General features: G+C 65.7%; 10 protein-coding genes and 1 pseudogene. 6 read left to right on the top strand and 5 right to left on the bottom strand.

Features of this window, described 5'->3' with window-relative positions:
• Positions 1 to 34 precede the first annotated feature (34 nt).
• Positions 35 to 949, bottom strand: coding sequence for an alpha/beta hydrolase-fold protein (locus tag MJO58_RS24475; protein WP_090606928.1), 915 nt, complete (start codon positions 947 to 949; stop codon positions 35 to 37).
• A 73-nt stretch (positions 950 to 1,022) separates the two neighbouring features.
• On the opposite strand from MJO58_RS24475, the gene MJO58_RS24470 reads away from it, so the two are divergent.
• Positions 1,023 to 1,640 (top strand): TetR/AcrR family transcriptional regulator, encoded by a 618-nt coding sequence (locus tag MJO58_RS24470; RefSeq protein ID WP_036471656.1) that lies wholly within the window; start codon positions 1,023 to 1,025, stop codon positions 1,638 to 1,640.
• A 3-nt stretch (positions 1,641 to 1,643) separates the two neighbouring features.
• On the opposite strand, the gene MJO58_RS24465 is transcribed toward MJO58_RS24470, so the two are convergent.
• Entirely contained in the window at positions 1,644 to 2,390 is a 747-nt protein-coding gene (locus tag MJO58_RS24465; protein WP_239721273.1) for a DUF429 domain-containing protein, read from the bottom strand.
• A gap of 81 nt (positions 2,391 to 2,471) precedes the next feature.
• On the opposite strand from MJO58_RS24465, the gene purB reads away from it, so the two are divergent.
• Complete coding sequence (gene purB, locus MJO58_RS24460; RefSeq protein WP_239721272.1) at positions 2,472 to 3,890, top strand: adenylosuccinate lyase; 1,419 nt, start codon at positions 2,472 to 2,474, stop codon at positions 3,888 to 3,890.
• The gene (locus MJO58_RS24455; RefSeq protein ID WP_239721271.1) at positions 3,887 to 5,146 is read left to right on the top strand and encodes a cytochrome P450; all 1,260 of its coding nucleotides are present in this window, start codon (positions 3,887 to 3,889) and stop codon (positions 5,144 to 5,146) included. The genes purB and MJO58_RS24455 overlap by 4 nt, the downstream gene beginning before the upstream one ends.
• Positions 5,147 to 5,233: 87 nt before the next feature.
• On the opposite strand, the gene MJO58_RS24450 is transcribed toward MJO58_RS24455, so the two are convergent.
• The gene (locus MJO58_RS24450) at positions 5,234 to 5,851 is read right to left on the bottom strand and encodes a hypothetical protein (RefSeq protein ID WP_239721270.1); all 618 of its coding nucleotides are present in this window, start codon (positions 5,849 to 5,851) and stop codon (positions 5,234 to 5,236) included.
• Positions 5,852 to 5,908: 57 nt separating this feature from the next.
• Between MJO58_RS24450 and MJO58_RS24445 the strand changes: the two genes are divergently transcribed.
• The 3 genes and pseudogenes from MJO58_RS24445 to MJO58_RS24435 all read left to right on the top strand — a co-directional run.
• Positions 5,909 to 6,814 carry a phosphoribosylaminoimidazolesuccinocarboxamide synthase gene (locus MJO58_RS24445; protein WP_239721269.1) on the top strand — a complete coding sequence of 302 codons (906 nt, stop codon included), beginning with the start codon at positions 5,909 to 5,911 and terminating at the stop codon, positions 6,812 to 6,814.
• Positions 6,811 to 8,955, top strand: a complete 2,145-nt coding sequence (locus tag MJO58_RS24440; RefSeq protein WP_239721268.1) for a S9 family peptidase — start codon at positions 6,811 to 6,813, stop codon at positions 8,953 to 8,955. The genes MJO58_RS24445 and MJO58_RS24440 overlap by 4 nt, the downstream gene beginning before the upstream one ends.
• Before the next feature lie 59 nt (positions 8,956 to 9,014).
• Positions 9,015 to 9,197: pseudogene (locus tag MJO58_RS24435) on the top strand (TetR family transcriptional regulator); the annotation flags it as partial.
• Between the two features lie 7 nt (positions 9,198 to 9,204).
• Here the strand turns inward: MJO58_RS24435 and MJO58_RS24430 are convergent.
• A complete protein-coding gene (locus MJO58_RS24430) occupies positions 9,205 to 10,845 on the bottom strand; it encodes a DHA2 family efflux MFS transporter permease subunit (protein WP_239721267.1) in 1,641 nt (546 codons plus the stop codon).
• Between the two features lie 224 nt (positions 10,846 to 11,069).
• Positions 11,070 to 12,689, bottom strand: a complete 1,620-nt coding sequence (locus tag MJO58_RS24425) for a DHA2 family efflux MFS transporter permease subunit (RefSeq protein WP_239721266.1) — start codon at positions 12,687 to 12,689, stop codon at positions 11,070 to 11,072.
• Positions 12,690 to 12,692 lie beyond the last annotated feature (3 nt).

Genomic DNA, 12,692 nt, shown 5'->3' with positions numbered 1-12,692 from the left:
AACTCCCACCGTGACGTTACATTCGCGGCCGACGCTAGGCCGTCAGCAGTGGTGCCATCCAGGTCAGTTCGGCCGGCAGCTGCGAGCTCCAGAACGCCGGGTTGTGGCCGCCGGGCGAGAAACCACCCGCGGGCGGGTTGGGCAGCTGGGCGATGAACTGCTTGGTCGCGTCGTAGAACGGATCGCTGTCACCGCAGTCGATGCGGATCGGTATGGACGCCAGCGCGGGCATTCCGAACACCGAATTCGCCGCGAAGTCGTCGGGGCCGTCGAAAGCGCCGGGTGCGGCCGCACCGGATGACATCCACAGCGCCGGGCTCACCGCGCAGATCGCCGCGGTGCGCGCGGGTCCGAGCCGGCCACCCAGCAGCAGTGCGCCGTACCCACCCATCGACCAGCCCAGGAATGCCACCCGCGAGGTGTCCAGCCGCTGGCTGTCCAGCATCGGAATCAGCTCGCTCAGCACCATCGCACCGGAGTCTTCGCCCGATGACCGCTTGTGCCAGTAGCCGCCGCCACCGTCGACGGCGACGACCGCGAACGGCGGTAGACCCGCATTGACGGCCTGGGCCAGACCCTGCTCGACACCGCCGGCCATCACCGTGGCCGCATCACTGCCCTTGCCGTGCAGGGCGATAACCGGACGCAGTGCCTTGGTCTGTCCCGGTGGTCGGGCGATCGCCCAGTTGGTCGATATCCCGCCCCGCGCCGCGGAGGTGAAAGCACCCGTTGTCATCGTCGGGGCCGGGTCCCCGGGAGGAGTCGGTTCCAGCGGCGCGGTCGACGGCGCCAACGGAACCTGCGTGCTGGCGCTCGAAACCGGGATGCTGCGAGTTGTTCTGGTGTGTAATAGGTTGTCGAGCGCAAACGCGCCCGCTGCTCCTATCGCCGCGCTGGCACCAAGACTGAGCACCGCGCGGCGGCTCAAGTCGGGCATGCGGGCCATCATGCCATGTCCGTCTGGCGGGCCGTTTAGCGGAAATGGCAATGCAGTACCACTTTGGCTGGCACGATGGCTACTCGTGACTGCAGCGGTTACTCCGAAAGGAGAACGTCGACGGTATGCGCTGGTGAGCGCCGCCGCCGAGCTGCTTGCCGAAGGCGGGTTCGAAGCGGTGCGGCACCGAGCGGTCGCGCAGCGTGCCGGTCTGCCCTTGGCGTCCACTACCTATTACTTCTCGTCCCTGGACGATTTGATCGCGCGCGCGGTCGAACACATCGCGATGATCGAGGTTGCGCAGCTGCGAGCGCGGGTCAACGCGCTGTCCCGCCGGCGCCGCGGGCCCGAGACCACCGCCGAGGTACTGGTCGACCTTTTGGTGGGTGACCTCTCCGATCAGACCCTCGTCGAGCAGCTGATTTCGCGATACGAGCGCAACATCGCCTGCACCCGCCTGACCGCGTTGCGCGAAACCATGCGCCGCAGCCTGCGTCAGCGCGCCGATGCGGTCGCCGAGGCGATCGAGCGATCCGGCCGAGCCGTGCGCATCGAGCTGATCTGCACCTTGATCTGCGCGGTCGACGGCTCGGTGGTCTCCGCGCTGGTCGAGGGGCGCGATCCGCGTACCGCGGCAATGGGAACGGTGATCGACATCATCGACGTGCTGGCACCCATCGACGAGCGACCGGTCCGGATCTGACCGTTATGGCCTGGTCAGCCCGGCAGGCAGGGACGGCGTGACGATGTATCCGCTGGCCACGTCCCCGTAAATCGTGATGCGGTCCGGGCAGCGCTGGGCGTATAGCGCCACATAGGCGCAGACCACGGCGTCGACCGGGTCCTCGGCGCGACGCAGCTCGCTCTTGCGCTGCGCGCTGGTCACCTGGTTGCGCAGCGCGACCCAGCCGGGGTGATCGGCGACGCGCATCGGCACGTCGGTGTCGGCAAGCCGCTCGACCCCGTCCATCAGCAGCAGCAACTCGGATTTGAGCCGCTCCACGGTGCGGCCGGGCTTGGCCTTGTATTTCAAGGTCCGTTCCAGCCGGAACAACGCGACGGTCGCCGCGTGCGGGTAGACCTCGATCGCGCGCCGCACCGTGGTGGAGTGTGGATTCATGTCGAGGCTCAGCGCCGCGGCCAGCCGCGCCCCGCGCGGCCCGTTGGCGAATTCGGGTTTTCCGGTGTTGGCCGGATGTGCGCCGGCTTCGAACCTGCGGAAATCGCGGTTGAGCGCGGTCTCGGCCGGGCGCTGGCCGGTGCGGTTGTTCACGACCAGCGGTGCGTCGAAGCCGATCACGCAATCGCCCTGCACGTACGGGCGCAACGCCACCAGGATTTCGTCGTCGTCTCGGACCGCGCCGGCGCTGACCAGGCAGCCGCCGGAGTCGACGACGGCGATACCGGTCGGGTTGCGGATGCCCCACGCGAGGTCGACGCCGACGTAGTACATGCCGCGAGACTGTAATCGCCGACGCCGTTACTGGCGGAAATGCGTTGCCAGTCGCAGTCTCGCGGTCGATAAGCTGACCCGGTGAGCATTCCGAATGTGCTGGCCGCCCGGTACGCCAGCGCCGACATGGTCGGGATCTGGTCGCCGGAGGCCAAGGTCGTCGCGGAGCGGCGGCTATGGCTGGCGGTGCTGCGGGCCCAGACGGAACTCGGTGTTCCCGTGCCCGAGGAAGCGGTTGCCGACTACGAGCGAGTGCTCGAGGATGTCGACCTGGCTTCGATCGCGGCGCGCGAACGGGTGCTGCGGCACGACGTCAAGGCCCGCATCGAGGAATTCAACGCGCTGGCCGGTCACGAGCATGTGCACAAGGGGATGACCAGTCGCGATCTGACCGAGAACGTCGAGCAGCTGCAGATCCGACGTTCGCTGGAACTGGTTTTCTCCCATGCGGTGGCGGTGGTCGCGCGGCTGGCTGAGCGCGCGGTGGCCTATCGCGATCTGGTGATGGCCGGGCGCAGCCACAACGTCGCCGCGCAGGCCACCACGCTGGGCAAGCGGTTCGCGTCCGCGGCCCAGGAGACGTTGGTCGCGTTGACCAGGCTGCGCGAGTTGATCGACCGTTACCCGCTGCGCGGGATCAAGGGTCCGATGGGCACCTCGCAGGACATGCTCGACCTGCTCGACGGCGACCCGGTGAAGCTGAGCGAGCTCGAGCGGCGCGTAGCTGAATTCCTAGGTTTTGCAACCGTTCTCACCAGCGTCGGCCAGGTGTATCCGCGGTCGCTGGATCACGACGTGCTCTCCGCGCTGGTGCAGCTGGGTGCCGGCCCGTCGTCGCTGGCCCAGACCATCCGGCTGATGGCGGGGCACGAACTCGTGACCGAAGGGTTCGCCGAGGGGCAGGTTGGTTCCTCGGCGATGCCGCACAAGATGAACACCCGCAGCTGCGAACGGGTCAATGGGCTGCAGGTAGTGCTGCGCGGGTATGCCTCGATGGCCGCCGAGCTGGCCGGGGCGCAGTGGAACGAGGGGGACGTCTTCTGCTCGGTGGTACGCCGAGTTGCCCTGCCGGACAGCTTCTTTGCTATCGACGGCCAGATCGAGACATTCTTGACGGTGCTGGACGAGTTCGGCGCCTACCCGGCGGTGATCGAGCGGGAGCTGGATCGTTATTTGCCGTTCCTGGCCACTACCAAGGTGTTGATCGCGGCGGTGCGGGCCGGCGTGGGGCGCGAGGCCGCGCATCATGTGATCCGCGAACACGCGGTGGCAACGGCATTGGCGATGCGGGAACGCGGCGCCGAGCCCGATCTGCTGGACCGGTTGGCCGCCGACGAGCGCCTGCCGCTGGATCGTGCGGCGCTCGATGCCGCGCTGGCGGACAAGAAAGCCTTTACCGGCGCCGCCGGCGACCAGGTCGATGAGGTTGCCGCGATGGTCGATTCGCTGGTGGGCCGCTATCCGGACGCAGCCAAATACACTCCGGGTGCAATCCTGTGACCCTAGCCGGCGCGCTCTCGGGGATCGACTTCACCGATCTGGATAACTTCGCCAACGGTTTTCCGCATGAGTTGTTCGCCGTGCACCGGCGCGAGGCGCCCGTCTATTGGCACCAGCCGACCGACAACACCCCGGACGGCGAGGGCTTCTGGTCGGTCGCGACGTACGCGGAAACCCTTGCCGTGCTGAAGGACCCGGTGACGTACTCATCGGTGACCGGCGGTGCTCGGCCGTTCGGCGGTACGCTGTTGCAGGACCTGTCCATCGCGGGCCAGGTGCTCAACATGATGGACGACCCGCGGCATTCCCAGATTCGGCGGCTGGTCAGCTCCGGGCTGACGCCGCGGATGATCTCCTCTGTCGAAGCCGATTTGCGGACCCGGGCCCGACGCCTGCTGAACGACGTGGTGCCCGGCGAGCCGTTCGACTTCCTCGTCGACATCGCCGCCGAACTGCCGATGCAGATGATCTGTATCCTGCTGGGAGTGCCTGAATCCGAACGACATTGGCTGTTCGAGGCCATCGAGCCGCAGTTCGACTTCGGCGGCTCGCGCAAGGCCTCGCTTTCGCAGTTGTCCGCCTCCGAAAGAGACGCCGCGGCCGGGTCGCGGATGTACAACTACGGCCAGGAGCTGATCGCCTCGAAACGCGCCAATCCGACCGACGACATGCTGTCGGTGGTCGCCAACGCGACGGAAGACGAGGTGGACGGACCGGTGCCGTCCGATCTCGAGGTGTATCTGTTTTTCAGCCTGTTGTTCAGTGCCGGCGCGGAGACGACCCGCAACGCCGTCGCTGGCGGGCTGCTATCGCTGGCGCAGCACCCAGACCAATTGCGGGCACTGCGTGCGGATTTCGGCCTGCTGCCGACGGCGGTCGAGGAGATGGTGCGGTGGACATCACCGTCGCCGTCCAAGCGGCGCACCGCGACCCGCGAGGTAGTCCTCGGCGGTCAGTCGATCAAAGCCGGACAGAAGGTACAGATCTGGGAGGGCTCGGCGAATCGCGACGCCAATGTCTTCGACCGGGCTGACGAGTTCGATATCGCACGAAAACCTAATCCGCACTTGGGCTTCGGTCAAGGCGTGCACTACTGCCTGGGGGCCAATCTGGCGCGCCTGGAGTTGCGCGTCCTGTACGAAGAGCTGTTGTCGCGCTTCGGCGCCGTGCGGGTGGTGGCGCCCGTCGAATGGACGCGAAGCAACCGCCACACCGGTATCCGGCATTTGGTCGTGGAACTACTCGAGGAATTGTGAGGTTCCGGCTCGCCGATGTCGAGCCGTCACCCGATGCCTTGGCCGCGGTGATGGCGGCGGCGGGCGTTCGTCTTCCCTCGCCCACAGCTAACGCCGAATCGTGATTCCCGCCGAGCGCAGTTCGAGCGCAGCCAGCGCGCGGATCGTGAACGGATCCTGGTGCCGCCAGCCCCCGACCGGATCCGCACTGACGGCGGCTAATTTCGCCGGCGAACGATTTGTCAGTGCCCGCAGCGCCAGCAACTCTTCCCCGGCCGGGGTGGCGGCCAGGGCTGTCACGGTCAATTTGCGCCGGAAGAACCGCAGCCGCAGGTATAGCCATGGCACGGTCGCGATAAGGATTGGGGGAGCGATCACGGCGAGTGCGAGCAGCACCGCGAGCCAGCTGGCCGTGGTGTCCAGGTCGTGGACGGCGTTGGCGATGTCGAGGGCAGCCTGGCTCGCCGAGGTGAGCGGCTTGCTGACATTGTCGCCGACGACCGGAATATGTTGTGCGCCATGCCCCGCGGAGGCCAGGTTCCCCGCGATGCTGTGGGTGCCATCCTCGACTTGCCGGCCCGCGTCGGCGATCGTCGAGATGGCGTCGTAGACGGCGGTGCCGACGAGCAACCAGATCGCCGTCCACGCGACGATGACCGCGTCGCTGAACAGCTGGGCCAGCAATCGGCCGGGCGTGGTGGCGTAGGGCAGAAAGCGCGATCTCATGACCTCGATCCCAGCACAGCTCCGGGGTCGGGGTGGGGTTCCCGATAGGCTGGCCCGATGCGCCCTGCACTGTCCGACTACCAGCATCTGGCCAGCGGCAAGGTCCGCGAGCTGTATCGGGTCGACGAAGAGCATCTGCTGCTGGTCGCCAGCGACCGGATTTCGGCGTACGACTTCGTCCTGGACAGCACGATCCCGGACAAGGGCCGCATCCTGACCGCGATGAGCGTGTTCTTCTTCGGCCTCGTCTCGGGGCTAACGGGGGCCCCCAACCACTTGGCCGGGCCGCCCGATGACCCACGCATTCCGGACGAGGTGCTGGGCCGTGCGCTGGTGGTGCGCCAGCTGGAGATGATGCCGGTCGAATGTGTGGCCCGCGGGTATCTGACCGGTTCGGGATTGCTCGACTATCAGGCGACCGGCAAGGTCTGTGGCATCACGCTGCCGCCGGGGCTGGTCGAGGCCAGCAAGTTCCCCCAGCCGCTGTTCACCCCGGCGACCAAAGCCGCACTGGGTGATCACGACGAGAACATCTCCTTTGACCGGGTGATCGAGATGGTCGGTGCGGTGCGCGCCAACCAGCTGCGCGACCGGACGCTGCAGATCTATGTGCAGGCCGCCGACCATGCGTTGACGAGAGGAATTATCATCGCCGACACCAAGTTCGAGTTCGGCACCGACCGTGACGGCAACCTGCTGCTGGCCGACGAGATCTTCACCCCGGACTCCTCGCGGTACTGGCCTGCCGAGGATTACCGCGTCGGGGTGGTTCAGACCAGTTTCGACAAGCAGTTCGTCCGCAATTGGCTCACCAGCCCCGCGTCCGGCTGGGATCGTTATGGAACGGAACCGCCACCACCGTTGCCGGACGACATCGTCGCCGCCACACGCGACCGTTATATCAATGCCTACGAAAGGATTTCCGGCTTGAGTTTCGGTGACTGGATCGGCCCCGCCGCATGACGGCGGCCGGTACCCCGCCTATCGCGAAACGGATCGACACCATACGCGAGCACCACGGCGATGTGTTCGTCGATCCGTACGAGTGGCTGCGCGAGAAATCGAATCCCGAAGTCATTTCTTACCTTGAGGCCGAGAACGATTACGTCGACCAGGCCCTTGTCCACCTGGAACCGCTGCGGCAAAAGATCTTCGACGAGATCAAGGCGCGCACCAAGGAAACCGACTTGTCCGTGCCGACCAGGCAAGGCGACTGGTGGTACTACTCGCGCACCTTTGAGGGGAAGCAGTACCGCGTCCAATGTCGTTGTCCAGTATCGAATCCCGATGACTGGGACCCGCCGGTTCTGGACGAGAACACCGAAATACCGGGCGAGCAGGTGCTGCTCGATTCGAATGAAGAGGCCGACGGGCACGACTTCTTCGCCCTGGGCGCCGCGCTGGTCAGCCTCGACGCTAATCTGCTCGCATATTCCGTCGACGTCATCGGCGACGAACGGTATACACTGCGGTTCAAGGACTTACGGACAGGCGAAAAGTATCCGGACGAAATCGCCGACATCGCGGGCGCAGTGACGTGGGCGGCCGACAATCGGACCGTGTACTACCTGACCCTGGACGATGCCCACCGCCCGGACAAGGTGTGGCGGTATCGGCTCGGCTCAACAGAGCCGGCGGAACTGGTGTACCACGAAGCAGACGAACGGTTTTGGCTTGGCGCGGGACTGAGCCGAAGCGAGGCGTATGTGTTCATTGCCTCGGGTTCGTCGATCACATCCGAGGTGCGCTACGCCGACGCCGCCGACCCGCAGGCCGAGTTCACCGTCGTGCTGCCGCGTCGTGAAGGTGTCGAATACTCGGTGGAGCATGCGGTGGTCGGGGGACAGGATCGCTTCCTGATCCTGCACAACGACGGCGCGGTGAACTTCACGCTCACCGAGGCTCCGGTCAGCGATCCCACGCAACAGCGCACCCTGGTCGCGCACCGCGACGACGTTCGGCTCGAAGCCGCGGACGCCTTTGCCGGTCACCTCGTGATCAGTTACCGGCGCGCGGCATTGCCACGAATCCAGTTGTGGCCCATCGGTTCTGATGGCGAGTATGGCGAGCCCGAGGAGATCGCATTCGATTCTGAACTGATGTCGTCGGGCCTGGGCGGCAATCCGAACTGGGTTTCGCCCAAGCTGCGGATCAGGGCGGGGTCTCTGGTCACGCCGTTGCGGGTGTACGACGTCGACCTGGGCACCGGCGAGCGCACCCTGTTGCGTGAGCAACCCGTACTCGGTGACTACCGGCCGAGCGACTACGTCGAGCGGCGTGACTGGGCAGTCGCCTCCGACGGTACCCGCATCCCCGTTTCGATCGTGCACCGTGCCGGCCTCGAATTCCCGGCGCCCACCCTCATCTATGGGTACGGCGCCTACGAGATATGCACGGATCCAACCTTTTCCATCGCACGGTTGTCGCTGCTGGACCGAGGAATGGTGTTCGTCATCGCCCACGTCCGTGGTGGGGGAGAGATGGGCCGGCTCTGGTACGAGCATGGAAAGCTGCTGGAGAAGAAGAACACATTCACCGACTTCGTCGCGGCGGCACAGCATTTGGTGGACTCGGGAGTGACCCGTCCGCGCGAGCTGGTGGCACTGGGTGGCAGTGCGGGTGGGCTGCTGATGGGTGCGGTGGCCAACCTGGCGCCGGACCTGTTCGCCGGGATCCTCGCTCAGGTCCCGTTCGTCGATCCGCTGACCACGATCCTGGATCCGTCGCTGCCGCTAACCGTCACCGAGTGGGACGAATGGGGAAATCCTCTGAGCGACAGCGAGGTCTACTCGTATATGAAGTCGTACTCGCCCTACGAGAACGTTGAGACGAAGAATTATCCCGCCATTCTGGCGATGACCTCGCTGAACGACACCAGGGTCTACTACGTGGAGCCGGCCAAATGGGTTGCGGCGCTGCGGTACGCCAATGCCGGCGGCAACCGGGTGTTGCTCAAGACACAGATGGCGGCGGGCCACGGCGGCGTCAGTGGCCGCTACCGGGGATGGCAGGAGACCGCGTTTCAATACGCGTGGCTGCTAGCCGCTGCCGACGGCGACCGCTATGGCGAGGAAGACGATCTCGGCGGCGATGCGCAGGGGTAGCTGCGTCGTCATCGACTTGGGCGGATTGGGCACCCGGGACGCGTAGACGTTGGCCGGGAGGCGTGGCGGCCCTGCGCGACGTCCATACGCAGTCTGACCCCGCGGGCGCGCAGTTGGCGGCATGGTCACTGGTGCACGGGTTTTCGACGCTTTGGCTCAACGATGCGGTCAATGCCCAGGTCAAGCGGACCGACCCAATGGAGACCGTGCTGCGGATCGCGACGATGCTGTTCGAGGGGTAGGCGGGGATCAGTCGGCCAGCGCTTCGGCCGGCACGGGGTCTTCCACGGGCTCGGGGCGCTTCATCGGGAGAAACGCGGCCGGGATGATCGTCAACACCACCATCGCGACGGCAACCACGAAGACCGCCGTGTAGGCGTGGGATAGGCCGTGCGTCACGTTGGCCGCGAAATCGGGGCCCATGGTTTTCCATGCCGACGACGAGGCTTCGATCGGCATGCGTTGCCCGCTGGCTTGCTGTTGGGCCGCGACCAGCTTGTTCGCCGTCACCAGAGTTTCGTTGTGGTTGAACAACTGCGTCAGGGTCACGCCCAGCAACGCGGCGCCGATCGATCCGCTTACCTGCTGGTTGACCGTCACCAGCGTGGTGCCGCGCGCGACCTGATGCGGGGCCAGCGCCTGCAGAACCGCCGCCGACAGCGGTGTCGTGGTGCAGCCGACCCCCAGGCCCATGATCGCCAGCCCGATCAGCAGCGTCGGCTGGTAAGGGGCCTCCGTGGCGACGCCATAGGTGAAGATGCCCAGACCCACCGCCATCGTGGGAAGGCCGATCAGCACCATCAGGCCGGGTCCGCGTTTGTCCATGAATGCCCCGGCCAGCGGCATCGTCAAGACCGCGCCCAGGCCGACCGGCGCCAAATGCATCCCGGACTGCATCGGTGTTTGGTGCATCACCACCTGGAAGTAACTCGGGACCAGCAGCCCCAGCCCGACGAACGGAGCACCGAATACCAGCAGGGCGAGATTGGCCTGGGTGACCACGCGATTTTTGAAAAGGTGCAGGTCGATCAGCGGATGGTCGGTGCGGAAGGAGTGCAGGACGAATGCCGCAACCAACAAAAACCCCATGATCGTCGGCACCAATACGGCGGGACTGCCGACCGTGCCCTGTGCCGGGATCGATGAGACCCCGGCCAAGAACAGCGTGACACCCGGCGGCAGCAGCAGCACGCTGACAATGTCGAGTTTCTCCGCCGGCGCCGGGCGATCCTTCGGAAAGGTGATTGAGGCGAGGACGATCGCGACCAGGCCGATCGGTAGGTTGATCAGGAAAATCCACTCCCAGCCGTAGGCGCCGACCAGCCAGCCGCCCAGGATGGGCCCCCCGATCGGACCGAGCAGGATCGGAATTCCCCCGATCGCCATCAGCCGGCCGACGCGCTTCGGCCCCGCCTCACGAGTCAGGATCACGAAGCTCAGCGGCATCAGCATGCCGCCACCGATACCTTGGACTACCCGAAAGACGATGAGCAGCATGATGGTTGGCGATATCGCGCACAGCAGCGAGCCCAGCATGAACACCAGGACCGAGCCGATGAAGAGCCGTTTGGTGCCGAACCGGTCCGCCGCCCAACCGGTCACCGGGATGACCGTCGCAAACGCGAGCATGTAGGCCGCCACGGTCCAGGAGACGACCGCCTGGCTGGAATTGAACTGGGTGACGAAGGTGCCCTGGGCGACCGCGACGACGGTGCTGTCGAGCACCGCCATCACGGCGGCCAGCCCGCAGATGAAGACGACGCGCATCAGCTTGGCGTCAAGCTTGTCGGGATAGTCGCGGCCTGCCGCGGCGCTGGGTCCGGCGGAAGCGACGGAGATCGCGACGTTGGGGGCTGCGGAACGCGCGCCTTCCACAGCGTCGCTGAGCATACGGCCGAGCATATCGAGATGGGCCCGCCGTTTGGTCGCTTTGCCGGTATTTCCGACCCGCTAAGCACCGGCCCACCGGCCGGGATGGGCGCCGGCCTACTGCGTGGGCGTTGTCATCTCGACGCCCGCGCGGACGAATTCGACCCGTGCCGAATCCGTGCGCAAGACCATTTTCGCGAGACGCCCAGAGCCGGCATCGGTGCTGATCGACGAGCCGATTGCGGCTATTCGACGGCTGTTTGGATAGCCGGCTTTTTCGGCAGAAATGACGCCGGGATGATGGTAAATGCCACCAATACCACCGCGACCACGAATACGGACGTATAGGCCTGCGAAAGGTCGTGCAAGAGATTAGCGGAAAATCCCGGGGCGAGTGACTGATGTGGTATTTGTGACGGATCAACCGGCACGCCACTGATCGCGGCCTGCTGCTGTAGCGCCGCAAGTTTGTTCGCCGCGACGATGTCGGGGCTCCGGTCGAATTCGTCGGTCAGGATCATCGCCATCAGCGCGGTTCCCACCGAGCCGCCCACCTGGTGACTGACGCTCATCAGCGTGGTGCCGCGCGCAATCTGGTTCGGCGCCAACGCCTGCACCGACGCCACCGACAGCGGCATCATCGTGCACCCCATCCCCAGGCCCATGATCGTCAGTGCGATCAGCAGGGTGGGTGCATATCCGGCATGCCTGGCCACACCGAAAGCGAACGTGCCCAGGCCGGCGATGATCATCGCGATACCGGCCAGCACGTATTTGCCGGGCCCATGTCGATCCACGAGCGGACCGGCCAGTCGCATCGTCAGCATGGCGCCGAGTCCCTGCGGGATAAGGTGCACTCCGGCTTGCATCGGCGTCTGGTGGAGCACCTGCTGGAAATAACTCGGGAGCAGTAGACCGGCTCCGAAGAATGCGCCGGCGAACAACAGCATCGTCACATTGGCCCGGGTGAGGACCGGGTTCTGGAACAGGTGCAGATCGATGAGTGGATGATCCGTGCGGCGCAATGCGTGGACGACGAACGCGGCGATCAACGTCAGGCCGATGACCGCGGGTATCAAGACGTGCCGATCGGCGACCGTTCCGAAGCGCGGGATCGACGACACCGCGAACAGGAACGTCGCCAGACCCGGTGAGAGCAACAGCCCGCCGACGACGTCGAACGTTTCCGACCGCGCGGGGTGATCTCGCGGGAACACGATCCAGGCGAGGATGAACGTGGCAAGCCCGATCGGCAGATTGATCAGGAAGATCCACTTCCAACTGGAGGTGTCGATCAGCCAGCCGCCCAGGATCGGGCCGGCGATCGGGGCGAGCAGCATGGGAATGCTCAAGATCGACATCAGGCGACCGAGTCGCCCGGGGCCCGCTTCGCGCGTCATGATCATGAATCCGAGGGGCATCAGCATGCCGCCACTGACGCCCTGCACTACGCGAAATATGATGAGCTGCAATATCGTTGACGCCGCCGCGCACAGCAGCGAGCCCAGCACGAACGCCACCACCGATCCCATGAAGAGCCGTTTGGTGCCGAATCGGTCGGCCGCCCAGCCGGTCAGTGGGATCACGGTCGCCAACCCGAGCGTGTAGCCGGTCATCGTCCACGCGACGACGGCCTGGCTGGACCCGAACTCGGCGATGAAGGTGCGTTGCGCGACGGTGACGACGGTGACATCGAGGATCGCCATGATGGTGGCCAGCAGACATACACCGGAAATCCGCAGCAGCGGGGCGTCCAGTTTGTCCGGATAGACACGTTCCTCGGCACCCAGGAACCCGGCGGGGGCGGTGGGCAGCGCGGCGTCGCCCGCTGCGGAACGGGCCTTCTCCATGGCGTTGCTTAGCATATC

Source organism: Mycobacterium lentiflavum (genome assembly GCF_022374895.2).
GTDB classification, from domain to species: Bacteria; Actinomycetota; Actinomycetes; order Mycobacteriales; family Mycobacteriaceae; genus Mycobacterium; species Mycobacterium lentiflavum.
Note: the sequence above shows the minus strand (reverse complement) of the source record. Positions and strands in the feature narration are given on the sequence as shown.

Bases quoted from the DNA above. Each gene is read 5' to 3' on its own strand.
- MJO58_RS24430 (WP_239721267.1), bottom strand. From the start codon at position 10,845: ATGCTCAGCGACGCTGTGGAAGGCGCGCGTTCCGCAGCCCCCAACGTC.
- MJO58_RS24475 (WP_090606928.1), bottom strand. From the start codon at position 949: ATGATGGCCCGCATGCCCGACTTGAGCCGCCGCGCGGTGCTCAGTCTT.
- MJO58_RS24440 (WP_239721268.1), top strand. From the start codon at position 6,811: ATGACGGCGGCCGGTACCCCGCCTATCGCGAAACGGATCGACACCATA.
- MJO58_RS24450 (WP_239721270.1), bottom strand. From the start codon at position 5,851: ATGAGATCGCGCTTTCTGCCCTACGCCACCACGCCCGGCCGATTGCTG.
- MJO58_RS24465 (WP_239721273.1), bottom strand. From the start codon at position 2,390: ATGTACTACGTCGGCGTCGACCTCGCGTGGGGCATCCGCAACCCGACC.
- MJO58_RS24445 (WP_239721269.1), top strand. From the start codon at position 5,909: ATGCGCCCTGCACTGTCCGACTACCAGCATCTGGCCAGCGGCAAGGTC.
- MJO58_RS24425 (WP_239721266.1), bottom strand. From the start codon at position 12,689: ATGCTAAGCAACGCCATGGAGAAGGCCCGTTCCGCAGCGGGCGACGCC.